Source organism: Arthrobacter sp. P1_B3 (assembly GCF_056406615.1).
On the sequence record NZ_JBFTZV010000016.1, the window covers coordinates 1 to 12,545 of the forward strand.

The window sequence follows — 12,545 nt, forward strand, 5'->3', positions numbered from 1 at the left end:
GCCTCGGCGAGCCCGTCCAGGCAACCGTCCGCCACGCTCCGCAGCGGATCGGCCTCACTCACGGGGTCGGCGCCGGGCGGATCGGAGCGGTCCGCGCCGGCCCCGATCAGGCCAGCAAGCGCGGCAGCGGACGCGGCGACGGCCTCCACGGCCGCCCTGCTCTCCGCACTCCATGCTGTCCTGCTGTGAGCTGTCCTGCTGTCCATACCCACAGCATCTCAGGACGCACCGACAATAAAGATGACACTGTCTGCAATGCAGCGCGACGCCGGCCCCGGCCAAGGCACCGAGACTGGTTTACGGTCTAGAGGCTGAGGCCGGGTCGCTGAGCTCCCCGTCATGATCCGGCAGATCCGGGAAATGCCTATCGGAGGTACCGCCCAACGCAGAACGGCGGCCACCACTCCCCCAAGGTGTGGCAGCCGCCGTCGCTAGCGTCTGATTGTGGTTACTCCGACGGAACGAGCACCTTCAGTTCGAAGCCTTCGTAGCCCGCGTCGCGGACTTCGGCAAGCTTGTTCCGGTAGTTGCCAAGGCCGCCAAGGTAGAACATGACCGTCTTCTTCTTGCCCGGGATGTTGGCACCGAAGATCCAGGAGTCGGCCTTCGGGAAGAGCGTCATGTCGGCAATCTGCTGGCAGGTGACGGTCCAGGCTTCTTCGGCCTCGGCCGTCGGCTCCACGGACGCCACCTGGCCGGTTTCGGCGTCGTTGATCAGCTGGGAGATCCACTCAACCTGGGCCTCGATGCTCGGCGGCAGGTTGGTGAAGGGGCCGTTGGGGCCCAGGATCATAAACATGTTCGGGAATCCTGCGGTGGTGACACCGAGGTAGCTGGTGGGACCGTCCTTCCAGTGCTCCTGGATGGTCTCACCATTGCGGCCACGGATGTCCATCCGCGTGTAGTTTCCGTCGACGGCGTCGAAGCCGGTGGCAAAGATCAGCACATCGAGCTCGTGCTCCACCCCGTCCGAGGTCCTGATGCCCTTGGGGGTCAGCTCGACGATCGGCGTCTCCTTCACCGATACCAACTCGACGTTGTCCCGGTTGAACGTGGCGTAGTAGCCGCTGTCGCAGAGGGGGCGCTTGGCGTAAAGATCGGTGGGAGTAAGCTTGCGGGCCGTCTCCGGGTCCTTGACGATCTCGGCGATCTTGCCGCGGACAAATGATGCGGCGGCTTCGTTGGCTTCCCGGTCCGTGGCGATGTCGCCGAACGTGTTGAACATGAAGCGGAACCCGCCGCCTTCTTCCCAGGCTTTCTGGAAAACGGCCCGGCGGTCTGTTTCGGAGACGCTCATGGCCGGCACGGTGCTTTCCTCGAATCCGAAGGCGACGCCGGAGCCTCGGACCTGCTCCCAGATTTTTCCGTAGTCCTTCTTGACGGAATCGACGTACTCCTGCGTGACAAGGGTGTTGCCGACCGGAACGCTGTACTGCGGGGAGCGCTGGAAGACAGTGAGGTGTCCCACCTTGGGCGCGATCGCGGTGATGATTTGCAGGCCGGTGGATCCGGTGCCCATTACTCCGACCCGCTTGCCTGTAAGGTCCACTCCTTCGGGCCACGCACCTGAGTGGTAGATCTTGCCCTCAAACGAGTCGATGCCCGGGATCTTGGGAACATTGGTGGCCGAGAGCAGGCCGAGGCCGTTGACAATGTACTTCGCGGTGATGGTTTCGCCGGTGTCGGTGCCGATCACCCATCGGTTAGTCGATTCGTCGTACCGGGCGGAAGTGATTCCGGTATTGAGCTGGATGTCCTTGCGCAGTTCGTACCGGTCCACGACGTGTTCCAGATACTTGAGGATTTCCGGCTGGGTCACATACTTGTGGCTCCAGTTCCATTCGTTCAGCAGTTCGTCGTCGAACGAGTAGCGGTACACGAAGCTCTCGGTGTCCGACAGGGCACCCGGGTACCGGTTCCAGTACCAGGTGCCGCCCACGCCACCGGCGCGGTCGAAGGCGCGGACGCTGAGGCCCAGTTCGTTGCGCAACTTGTGCAGCATATAGATGCCGCCAAAGCCTGCGCCAACGACGACGGCGTCGAGTTCAGTGCTGGGGGCGGTGCGCCCCTGCTCTTCAGCCATGATGAAATACTCCTTTGTGTTTCAGGTCTTGTGTTGTGAAGTGGCCGGGCTCAGTACGGTTCAGTACTTGTACCAGCCGGCGATGCGGGCGAGTTCGGCGTCGGCGACTCCGGAGTTACCGGCCAGGAACGGGTAGACGTGCTGCTGGCCTTCGCCGATGGAGAGGGTCACGTCGACGCCGGCCGCTTCGGCAAGTGCGTTCAGCCGGGTGGCGTTGTCGAGGAGGGATTCGGCCGAGCCTGCGGTCAGGTACAGGCGGGGGAACCCGGTGAAGTCGGCATAGAGAGGGTTGGCCAGAGGGTTCTGCGGGCTCACGGAAGCTCCCAGGACACCGGCAATCATGCCCTCGAGCAGCGGAGCACTAATCAGTGCGTCCGTGGCGTCGTTGGTGACCAACGTTTCGCCCTTGTTCTCCATGTCCAGCCATGGTGAGAAAGCGATGACCTGGCCGGGAAGCGGTTCGCCCTGCTCCTTGAGCGCCAACGCTATGGCGATCGCCAGGTTGCCTCCGGCAGAGTCACCGACCGTGGTGATGTCGTGCGGGTGGATTCCGCTCTCGACGAGGGCCTTGAACACGGCCACGCCGTCTTCAACCTGGGCCGGGTGCGGGTGCTCGGGTGCACGGCGGTAGTCAGGGACAAACGTGACGACGCCGACTGCCTTGGCAACGTGGCCGGCCAGCTTGCGGTGGCTTGCGGCGGACCCGACCGCGAAGCCGCCGCCGTGGGTGTAAAGCAGCACCTTCGTTCGGTCCGCGCCTTCCGGGAATGCCCAGATGCCCGGGACGCCGCCGACGACGTCTTCCTTGTACGTGACCGCTTCGGGTTCCCGGGTGGGCTGGTGCCACTCGTCGAACATGCTGCGGAAAAGCCGCATGGTCAGGTCCGGGGTGGTGGCCATGATTTCGGACCAGTCGGCGTACAGGTCACGGAGGGGGTCGGTCGCCTGAACTGTTTCAGTGACGTCTGCGTCGGTTGAGATTGACATCTCATACTCCTTCGTATGGAGAACATCCCGGGAGTGGCCCGGAGGTGAAGTGGATCGGAATCCTGGTGCGATTTGCCGCTAGATATAGCGTGGATCACATCTGTGTCGGCTCAGTGTTCCACTTTGAAACACCGGGCCGGGTCAACGGTTGCAGCCCGTGGAGAGCAGGCGCACTGCGCCCTTGGAAGCCTGGGAAGCCGCTGTACCGGGTGCCCCAATGAGCCCGTAGATGGCTGCTGCCAGTCGGCTGACCGGGTGACGTCATGCGTGATGAAGTGAGCGGAACCTCCGGCGTCCGCTGATCTCCTCGGCCACTGCCTTCCCGGCGGCTTCCCTGACGTCGGTGACAACGACTTTGGCCTCTTCGGCGGCGACTAGCAGCCTCTTCGGTACCGACGAGAAGTGCGTGCGACCTGCCCATGGACTATTGCCGCCTGCGCATAAAAGGGGCCGCGATTTAGTATTGGATACTTATCAGAACCGGTGTCATTCTTGAATCAATACAGTCTGCGCAACGATGCGAGGTCACCATGCACGCTTTTGCCGTTTTCCAAGACAGCCCCGAGATCCAGGACATCGAACTGCCGGACCCCGTGCCGACAGGAACCGAAGTCCTCTTGAGGGTCATCCGTTCCGGCGTGTGCCACACGGACACCCACCTTCGCGAGGGCTCCTACGATCTAGGCAGCCGGGGGGCCCTGAAGCTGGTTGACCGCGGCGTCACCTACCCGCTGGTCATGGGGCACGAAGTCGTCGGCGTCGTCGAGCAGGTCGGGGACAGCGTGCACGGGTCCAAAGCCGGGGACATCAGGCTGGTCTATCCGTGGATCGGCTGCGGCCATTGCCGGGATTGCCTTGCCGGCCGCGACAACGTCTGCGCCAACGGTCGCAACCTCGGAGTCGCGGAGCACGGAGGCTACGCCGAGAAGATCCTGGTCCGCGACGAAAAGTACCTGGTGGATATCGAGGGCCTGGACCTCAGCTGGGCGGCCACGCTGGCCTGCTCCGGGCTGACGGCCTTCAGCGCCGTGAACAAGGTCCTTCCGCTTGGACCCGACGAACCCGTCGTGGTGATCGGCGCCGGCGGAGTGGGGCTCACTGCCATCGCGACCCTCAGCGCGCTGGGGCACAAGGCCATTTGCGCCGTCGACCTTTCCGAACGGAATCTCGAGCTGGCGCGGCAGGTTGGCGCCACGATCACGGTCCAAACCACAGATCAAGGCCTCAGCGCGAAGATCGTCGCGGCCACCGACGGCCCCGTGGCAGCGGTGATTGACTTCGTGAACAACAGCCAGACGGCACCGGTAGCCTTCGACTCCCTGCGCAAGGGCGGCCGGCTGATCCAGGTCGGGCTCTTCGGCGGAGAACTGACGGTACCCACCGCGCTCATGGCCCTCAAGATGCTCACGATCCAGGGCAGCTTCGTGGGGACCCCGGAGGAGCTGAACCAGCTCATCGCCCTGGCCAAGCAGGACGCCATTCCCCACATCCCGATCATCGATGCCGAGCTCTCCGCCGAATCTGTTGGCGAGAGCCTGGACAAGCTGACGCACGGTAGCGTCCCCGGACGCGTTGTGCTGCGTGCGGCAGTCGGAGCCCGGGGCTGACCAGCCATGCAAAATCCCCGGAAGGTGCCCGATGATGCCCTGCGCGTTGCCCGGGAACATCTCATCCGCCGTGGCCTCCGGGATGGGATCCAGCTGACGGAAATCGTCTCCCCTGATATTGAAAACAGCTGGCGCCGCTCTATCGGTGTGGAGGCTTCGGCAAGGCCTGAGGCATTCCTGTTCGTCAACGATTTCGATCCGGACGGAATCCTTATCCGGGCGGCCAAGAGCGTGATGGACCACTGGCTGGAAAGCCTCAACGGTATGGGCATTTCCCTATTCCTCAGTGACCAGTCCGGTCAGATAATTGCCCGCAGGCTCGGTGACAGGGCGCACGGCAACCGGTTCGACGAGGCATTTGCCGCCGAAGGATTCAGTTTCTCGGAACGCTCTGTCGGCACGAATGGGCTGGGTACCCCCATCGAAGGGCGCCAAGCCGTGTTTGTCCGCGGAGCCGAGCATTTCAACGAGGCACTGGCACCCCTGTCGTGTTCCGGGGCACCGATCCTGCACCCCGTCACACGCCGGGTGATCGGGTCCATTTCCTTCGCCTGCGATACCGGTTTGGACAACCCGCTCATGCTGGCCATGGCCCGGGAGGCCGGCAGCCAGATCGAACGTCGATTGCTCGATCTCGGCAGCGCAACGGGACTCGCCCTGGGGATGTCGCAACTGCGTCTGAGCTCCTCCACGGCCCCGGTCATCATGCTCGACGCCCAGGCAGTCATGACCAACGTCTCCGGCCTGGCCGTTATGAGCAGCGAACTGCACACCACCTTGTGGGAACAATTGCGTGGCCTTGAGTGGACCGGCGCCAAACAAACCATCGAAATTCCGTCCCTGAACGTGGATGCCACGGTCCAGCGAATTGACGATTCCGGCGGGAGTTCGGCCTTCGCCCTGGAGCTCTCCCGCATTCCGGACGCCGCCAGTAATCCGCGGAAGGCCGAGCCAGAAGGGTCCGGCGGCAATTCCTCGGGCGTGGGAGCAGCGTTTCCACACGTCATGCGCAATGCCTTTGACCGGGCAGGTCAGGGGCCCGGGGCGATTGCCGTCTGCGGGCAGGGCGGCTCCGGCAAGCTCCACCACACACTCGCCTGGCTCAATGGGCAGGACTCCGGTCCGAACCCGCTCATCCTCGATGCCTGCCTGCTTCCCGGGGAAAAGGACGCCACCTGGTTCTCTGACTGCCGCGAGGCCATCGCAGTAGGCCGAAGCGTTGTCCTGCGGCACCTTGAGGATCTTCCCCGGAGCGAGCTGAACAGGCTCAAGGCCCTGGATGCGGCGGTGCGCCAGCGGCCGGATGGGCCGCCGACAGCCACTGCCGCTCCTTCTCCGGCCCGCCTGGTTCTTACTATGAATCCCGAGGCGTGCCCGGACTTCGTCTCGGACGTGGTGTCCCAAATCGCTGCGCGTGTGGATGTGCCGTCCCTATCCGCGACCAAGGAACGCATCCCCGTGCTGGCAGCACATTTCCTGGACGCGGCCGCACCTGCAGACAGGTCCACACTCTCCGCAGTGGCACTGCAGGGACTCATGCGCTGGCGGTGGCCTGGGAATGTTGCCGAACTGCGAGCCACCCTCGAGTCGCTGTCGCGAGCACATCCCGGACGCGTACTGCAAGCCAATGACCTCCCTGAACATCTCAGGAACACGGGCAGGCGCAAGCTCTCCAAACTCGAATCCCTTGAGCGCGACGCGATCGTAGCCGCACTCGAACACAGCGGGGGGAACCGCTCGGTCGCCGCGGAATCCTTAGGCATGGGCCGAACCACGCTTTACCGGAAACTCCGCGTTCTGGGGATCGAGACACCCGAGTCCATGGCGACCTGACGTGTCATCCGGCGCGGGGCAGGATCCTCTCAGCCAACTCCAGGACCGCCCGCAAGGCAGGGCTGGAGTTATCCCGGCGCCAGGCCATACGCAGCTCCACCGGAATCGTCTTGTCCACAAGCTTCACGAAACGCACATGGGAATCCGTCACCGATTCAGCCACGGAGGACAGCGTGAGCGTGCAGCCCACCTCCGCCGCTACCAGTGAGAGTGCCGTCCAGGAATCCGGGACTATCTGAACGATGTCGAGCTCGAACCCGGCGGCGTGCGTAAGCCGGCGGAGCCGGTCGTTCAACACGGCCCCTGCATGCGGCGGCAGCGAAACAAAGGTGTCGCCTTGGAAGTCAGCCATCCGGGCCTCGGCGGCATCGGCCAGGCGGTGGCTTGCCGGTACGGCGACGACGAGGTCCTCCGCCGCAAGCAGCCGCGTTTCGATACCGGCAGCAATGTAGTCCCAGCGTCCGAGGGCGATGTCCATGTCGCCACTGAGGACACGGTCCATGGCGGGCTGCGCAAAATTCTGGCTGAAGAGCTCGATCTGGATACCCGGGTGGTCGCGCCGGACCTCCCGGGCGAGCCGGCCCACGAGGGTGTGGGTAGAGGCGCCGGCATAGGCAACCCGGACGCGCCCGACTTCTCCCTTGTCCGCGGCACGGACCGCGATGCTCGCCCGGCGCGTGGCATCGATGATCTCCGTTGCCGGTCCGATGAACGCTTCTCCGGCGCCCGTGAGCTTGACGCTGCGGGTGCTTCGGTCGAACAGGCGGGTTCCCAGCTCACGTTCCAGCTGCTGGATACTGCGGCTGACCGGAGGTTGCGCCATGTGCAGTTTTTCTGCGGCACGGCCGAAGTGCAGCTCTTCTGCCACCGCCAGGAAGGCGCGGATCTGTTGGATTTCCATGCAAGTGATTATTGCACCTGACGCAACAAAAGGGCCATTAATAAGTATTGGACGGATAGCAATGCCGTCCGTCATGGTGGATGGAGAGAACACTATGCGAGGAGCCCATTGATGGACAGCCAACACTCCGCCACCTCTGAGACGTCGGCATTCGGCCGCAGTTCAGATGGTCCGCTCAGCGGCATCCTGATCGCAGATTTCGGCAGGGTGCTGGCCGGGCCGTACTGCACCATGCTGCTGGCCGATCTCGGCGCCACCGTCATCAAGATTGAGAGCCCGGCCGGTGACGAGACCCGGGCATGGCGCCCGCCCACCCGCGGAAATGACTCGACGTACTTCCTCTCGATCAACCGCAACAAGACCTCGATCAAGCTCGACCTTCGCGATCCGGACGACCGCAGGACGGCCCAGCGCATCGCGGAACGGGCCGACGTCGTGGTCGAAAACTTCAAGCCAGGTGACCTGGTGCGCTACGGGCTGGACTACGACACCGTCGCCGCGACCAATAAGGACGTTGTCTACGCCTCGATCACGGGCTTCGGGACCGCCGGCGGCGCACAGCTCCCCGGCTACGACCTGCTGATCCAGGCGCTGTCCGGACTGATGGACCTCACCGGGGCGCCGGACACCGAGCCCTTCCGATCCGGAGTTGCGGTGTTCGACGTCATCACCGGCCTTCATGCCTGCATCGGCATCCTCGCTGCCCTGCGGCACCGGGACCGCATCGGGGAAGGCCAGCTGGTGGAAATGAACCTGATGTCCTCCGCGCTCTCCGGCATGGTGAACCAGACAGCGGCAGTGGTGCTGGGTGGAACCGCTCCGGCCAGGCTGGGCAACGAACACCCAAGCATCTACCCGTACGAACCTTTCGACACCGGCGACGGGAAGCTTGTCATTGCGATCGGCAACGACTCCCAGTACCGCACCTTCTGTGCCACCATCGGCCGGCCGGAGCTGGCCGTGGATCCGCGTTTCGAGAAGGCGCCGCTGCGCAGCGCCAACCGAACGGAACTGCGGCCGCTCCTGGTGGAGTGCCTCTCCACCCGGACCGCCTCCGAGTGGTTCGACATCCTCACCGAAGCGAAACTGCCCTGCGCACCGATCCAGGATCTGAAGGCCGGGATCGAGTTCGCCGAGCGGATCGGCCTTGAGCCCGTTGTGACGGTGGGCCACGGAGAGAATGCGCAGCCCGGCGTGCGCAACCCCATCCGGCTGTCCAAGACCCCGGTGAGCTACGACCTCACACCGCCCGACCTGGACAGCGGCGCGGAGCTGGTGCGGACCTGGCTCGGCGCGGACGAACACGTTTTGGCCGGCGCCATTGCCGGCACTCCCACACGATCCCCACAGGAGCACTGATGACCACCGCAACGGACCTGTCCGTCAATTCCGATTTCTATGTCTTGGACGACTACCTCAACGACACAGACCGTGCCCTGATCGCCCGGGTCCGTTCCTTTGTCGAGCAGGACGTCACCCCCATCATCAACGAATACTGGGAGAAAGCGGACTTCCCGTATCAGCTGGTACCAAAGTTCGCGGAGCTGGGCATCATCGGCACCGCCATCCAGGGCTACGGCTGCCCGGGCCTCACCCGGCTGCAGACCGGCCTCGTCGCGATGGAACTCTCCCGCGGGGACGGGAGCATCAACACCTTCAACGCGGTCCATTCAGGCCTGGCGATGGGCAGCATCAACCTGCTCGGCAGCGACGAGCAGAAACAGCGCTGGCTGCCGCCCATGGCCAAACTGGAAAAGCTGGGCGCATTCGCGCTGACGGAACCGGCGCACGGCTCGGACTCTGTGGCGCTGGAAACCTCAGCGCGGCTGGACGGCGACCATTACGTCATCAACGGATCCAAACGCTGGATCGGGCTGGGCCATGTTGCGGACCTCGTCATCATCTGGGCCCGGGACACCGCGGACCAGAAGGTGAAGGCGTTCGTCCTGGAAAAGAACGACGACGGCACCTACCCCGCCGGCTACCACGCCGAGGCCATCACGGGAAAGATGGCGAAGCGGGCCATCCAGCAGGCACAGATCGAGATCGAGGGCCTGCGGATCCCTGCGGAAAACCTGCTGGCCAAGTCGAAGTCCTTCCGCGACGTCGGAGCGGTGCTCAACACCACCCGCAGCACCGTGGCCTGGGAATCGCTCGGCCATGCCACTGCCGCCTACGAGATGGCGGTCAAATACGCCCGGGAACGCGTCCAGTTCGGTCACCCGATTGCCAGCTACCAGCTGGTGCAGAACAAACTCGCCAACATGCTCGCGGACCTCACAGCCATGCAGCTGATCTGCTTCCGCACGGCGGCGCTTCAGGACGAGGGCCGGCTCAGCAACGAGCAGGCTTCCCTGGCCAAGATGTTCACCGGGGACAAGGCACGAACGCTCTGCCGGGATGCCCGGGACATGTTCGGCGGGAATGGAATCCTGCTGGAAAACCATGTGGCCCGCCACCTGACCGACATGGAAGTGGTCCATACCTACGAAGGTACCGACTCCATCCAGTCACTGATCCTGGGGCGGGAAATCACAGGCGTCTCGGCCTTCTCCTGATCTGTTTCGTTTTCTCTAGAACAAAGCACGGCCATCCGCACTGGATGGCCGTGCTTTGTCGTTAAGGGCTCACGGGTTGTAAGCAGGCCTGGATGCCGCCGGTGTTTCAAAGTGGAACACCTGTGAGCTACACCACACTTCTATGGTGGAAGAAGGCACAGCGCGGCGGTTACACCAGAGCCCGCTGCCGCACGAAACACCGCGCAAACGACGCCTGCGTCGTGCGCTCCCCCAAAGGCACGAGGCCACACTGGCCGGCAATTCCCCCCAACGGTTCTGTTTCAAAGGAGAAACAAATGACAAGCACAACAGCATCGCGGCCCGCGATGACTCCCCGCCGAGCAGCGATAGCCGCGCTCCTCGGCAGCGCCCTCGAGTACTACGACTTTTTCGTGTACGGCGCCGCGGCCGCCCTCGTCTTCAACGTGCTGTTCTTTCCATCCGGCGACCCCACCGTTGCGCTGATCGCATCGTTCGCCACCTTCGCGGTGGGCTACGTGGCACGGCCTGTCGGTGCGGTGGTGATGGGACACTTCGGCGATCGAATCGGCCGCAAACGCGTCATGCTTGCCACAGTCGTCATGATGGGCATCGCATCCTTCGCCATCGGCTGTCTCCCGACGTACGACCAGGTAGGCCTGTTGGCTCCGGCACTGCTGGTGGTCCTGCGCGTGGTTCAAGGCTTCTCCGCGGGGGCCGAGTCGGCGGGAGCCTCAACATTGACCGTTGAACATTCCCCGGTCGGGCGCCGTGGGTTCTTCACCAGTTTCGTTATGGTTGGCTACGCAGTCGGCTGCTCGCTGGCGACCATCGTATTCCTGCCGGTGGCGCTCCTGCCCGCCGAACAGCTCTACAGCTGGGGCTGGAGGATTCCGTTCTGGCTCAGCGCCGTCGTCGTCGTTATTACCTACTACGTGCGGAGCCACCTGGACGAAACGCCGGTGTTCGCCGAGGCGAAGGAAGAAAGCGCTGTTCGCAAGCTGCCGCTGAACGACGTGTTCAAGCATCACTGGCGCGACGTGATCCGTGTCGCCGGAGCATCACTGATGGCAGCGATGCAGACTTTGTTCGCTGTGTTTAGCCTTTCGTACGCAACTTCAGTCGGGGTGGACCGGAGCGCGATGCTCGCCATCATCTCCGGAGCAATTGCCCTGTCGATTGTCACCATCCCGGCGGCCGGCTACCTCTCCGACGTCATCGGCCGGAAGCGAACCATGCTGATCGCCTCTGCGGGCTGTTCGCTCACGATCTTCGGGTATCTTTGGGCGATCTCGACGACGGATATCTTGCTGATCGCGATTTTCGCGTTCCTCAACATGTCACTGTTCTTTAGCTGCTATAACGGCGTGTGGACGTCGTTCTTCGCCGAGCAATTCCCGGCACCCGTTCGGTTCACTGGCATGGCCGTCAGCAACCAGCTCGGCAACCTCCTGGCCGGCTTCGCTCCGATGGTCGCTGCAATTCTCCTTAAGCCTGGCCCGTCGGGCTGGCTTCCGGTGGCAATTTTTGGCGCCGTAGCCGCCGGAATCGCCGCGATCGCGGTGATCGGACTGCGCGAGACGTCCAAGACCCCGACGGAACTGCTCGGTGGCCCACGAGCGGCGGACCACGCGCGTCAATTGGACTCCGCCACAGCCTCCTGATCCCGCTCCCCCGCGGCGTGTCCCCGTTGGCCATCATCCGGCTCACCCGTCTGCAGAATCGGTTCCCAGCAGTGAACGCGCCTGGAGGATTGCCTGTTCGACGTCGTCGTTGAGGTCTCCGGTGGGCAGTGAGCCGAGTTCACCGCGGAGCAGCCCGACATCCTTGAGCAGCAGATCGTACTGGACGTCGACGAGGTTATCGCTCATCCAGCTCTGTCCGGTCGACACGCCTACCACCTCGAAGAGGTCCGAGGCGGGTACTCCGTGCTCGGCTGCGAGGTTGAGCATCCGTGCGGTGGCGGCCAGGTTGTAGGTGGCCAGGGCGTTGTTGAGGAGTTTCACCAGTGCGGGCTGGCCGTAGGACTGCATCCGGAAGACACGGCCGGAGATGTCGGCCAGCAGTTTGTCCTCGGCCTCAGTGGGGGCGGGTCCTGCGAGGAAGATGGTCATCGTGCCGTGGCGTGCCCCCTGGGGGCCGCCTGAGACCGGGGCCTCGAACGCGCGCCAGGAGCCGGGGGCCGAGGAGAAGATCCTGCGGGCGTCCGCCGGCGCGAGCGTTGTGTGGACGAAGACGGTCAGTGGCCGCTCGGTGTGGGCCTGGAGGGCCTCGAACACGGACGAGACCTGGTCCGCCAACCGCACCGCAATGTGGACACTGTCCACGGACGGCCAGTCCACAGCCGCCAGGTCACTGCCGGCCGGCGATTTGTTCTCCTCCGACCACTCGCGGATGCGGTCCTGGTTGAAGTCGTAGCCGTAGACCGTCTGTCCCAGTTCGGCGAGGTGTGCGCCGATGTTTCCACCGATGGGTCCGAGTCCAATTACCAGATGCATGAGCGTTCCTTATGTGTGGGAGTTGAGGTTGTGCGGGGGGATGCCGGGCCGGACTGACGGGTTATCCAGGTTGCCAGCTGGATCGGCGGGTGTCATGAG

At 63.9% G+C, this 12,545-nt stretch carries 10 protein-coding genes; 5 read left to right on the forward strand and 5 right to left on the reverse strand.

Translation table 11 applies throughout. The annotated features are described in order from the left end of the window. The 3 genes from AC1D2F_RS15920 to AC1D2F_RS15930 all read right to left on the reverse strand — a co-directional run. A partial coding sequence (locus AC1D2F_RS15920; RefSeq protein ID WP_476967153.1) for a hypothetical protein occupies window positions 1-206 on the reverse strand: 206 nt, incomplete at its 3' end. Window positions 207-448: 242 nt separating this feature from the next. Then, complete coding sequence (locus AC1D2F_RS15925; RefSeq protein ID WP_229993027.1) at window positions 449-2,083, reverse strand: flavin-containing monooxygenase; 1,635 nt, start codon at window positions 2,081-2,083, stop codon at window positions 449-451. Window positions 2,084-2,143: 60 nt separating this feature from the next. Next, the gene (locus AC1D2F_RS15930; protein WP_229993028.1) at window positions 2,144-3,070 is read right to left on the reverse strand and encodes an alpha/beta hydrolase; all 927 of its coding nucleotides are present in this window, start codon (window positions 3,068-3,070) and stop codon (window positions 2,144-2,146) included. A gap of 530 nt (window positions 3,071-3,600) precedes the next feature. Between AC1D2F_RS15930 and AC1D2F_RS15935 the strand changes: the two genes are divergently transcribed. Both AC1D2F_RS15935 and AC1D2F_RS15940 read left to right on the forward strand, forming a co-directional pair. Then, window positions 3,601-4,677: an alcohol dehydrogenase gene (locus tag AC1D2F_RS15935; protein WP_476967154.1), complete on the forward strand. Its 1,077-nt coding sequence runs from the start codon at window positions 3,601-3,603 to the stop codon at window positions 4,675-4,677. Between the two features lie 6 nt (window positions 4,678-4,683). After that, entirely contained in the window at window positions 4,684-6,510 is a 1,827-nt protein-coding gene (locus AC1D2F_RS15940; RefSeq protein WP_229993030.1) for a sigma-54-dependent Fis family transcriptional regulator, read from the forward strand. A 4-nt stretch (window positions 6,511-6,514) separates the two neighbouring features. Here AC1D2F_RS15940 and AC1D2F_RS15945 read toward each other — a convergent pair whose 3' ends face one another. Further along, window positions 6,515-7,411 (reverse strand): LysR family transcriptional regulator, encoded by an 897-nt coding sequence (locus AC1D2F_RS15945; protein ID WP_229993031.1) that lies wholly within the window; start codon window positions 7,409-7,411, stop codon window positions 6,515-6,517. A 111-nt stretch (window positions 7,412-7,522) separates the two neighbouring features. On the opposite strand from AC1D2F_RS15945, the gene AC1D2F_RS15950 reads away from it, so the two are divergent. The 3 genes from AC1D2F_RS15950 to AC1D2F_RS15960 all read left to right on the forward strand — a co-directional run bounded on the left by AC1D2F_RS15950 (window position 7,523) and on the right by AC1D2F_RS15960 (window position 11,612). Further along, the gene (locus AC1D2F_RS15950) at window positions 7,523-8,770 is read left to right on the forward strand and encodes a CaiB/BaiF CoA transferase family protein (protein ID WP_229993032.1); all 1,248 of its coding nucleotides are present in this window, start codon (window positions 7,523-7,525) and stop codon (window positions 8,768-8,770) included. After that, a complete protein-coding gene (locus tag AC1D2F_RS15955; RefSeq protein ID WP_476967155.1) occupies window positions 8,770-9,969 on the forward strand; it encodes an acyl-CoA dehydrogenase family protein in 1,200 nt (399 codons plus the stop codon). Before AC1D2F_RS15950 ends, AC1D2F_RS15955 begins: the two co-directional genes overlap by 1 nt. A 296-nt stretch (window positions 9,970-10,265) precedes the next feature. After that, window positions 10,266-11,612, forward strand: coding sequence for an MFS transporter (locus AC1D2F_RS15960; protein WP_476967156.1), 1,347 nt, complete (start codon window positions 10,266-10,268; stop codon window positions 11,610-11,612). 42 nt (window positions 11,613-11,654) lie between these two features. On the opposite strand, the gene AC1D2F_RS15965 is transcribed toward AC1D2F_RS15960, so the two are convergent. Further along, window positions 11,655-12,446, reverse strand: a complete 792-nt coding sequence (locus tag AC1D2F_RS15965; RefSeq protein WP_476967157.1) for an NAD(P)-dependent oxidoreductase — start codon at window positions 12,444-12,446, stop codon at window positions 11,655-11,657. Between the last annotated feature and the right edge of the window lie 99 nt (window positions 12,447-12,545).

Coding starts and splice junctions, on each gene's coding strand:
- AC1D2F_RS15940 (WP_229993030.1), top strand. CDS start 4,684: ATGCAAAATCCCCGGAAGGTGCCCGATGATGCCCTGCGCGTTGCCCGG.
- AC1D2F_RS15930 (WP_229993028.1), bottom strand. CDS start 3,070: ATGTCAATCTCAACCGACGCAGACGTCACTGAAACAGTTCAGGCGACC.
- AC1D2F_RS15925 (WP_229993027.1), bottom strand. CDS start 2,083: ATGGCTGAAGAGCAGGGGCGCACCGCCCCCAGCACTGAACTCGACGCC.
- AC1D2F_RS15955 (WP_476967155.1), top strand. CDS start 8,770: ATGACCACCGCAACGGACCTGTCCGTCAATTCCGATTTCTATGTCTTG.
- AC1D2F_RS15950 (WP_229993032.1), top strand. CDS start 7,523: ATGGACAGCCAACACTCCGCCACCTCTGAGACGTCGGCATTCGGCCGC.
- AC1D2F_RS15945 (WP_229993031.1), bottom strand. CDS start 7,411: ATGGAAATCCAACAGATCCGCGCCTTCCTGGCGGTGGCAGAAGAGCTG.
- AC1D2F_RS15960 (WP_476967156.1), top strand. CDS start 10,266: ATGACAAGCACAACAGCATCGCGGCCCGCGATGACTCCCCGCCGAGCA.
- AC1D2F_RS15935 (WP_476967154.1), top strand. CDS start 3,601: ATGCACGCTTTTGCCGTTTTCCAAGACAGCCCCGAGATCCAGGACATC.
- AC1D2F_RS15965 (WP_476967157.1), bottom strand. CDS start 12,446: ATGCATCTGGTAATTGGACTCGGACCCATCGGTGGAAACATCGGCGCA.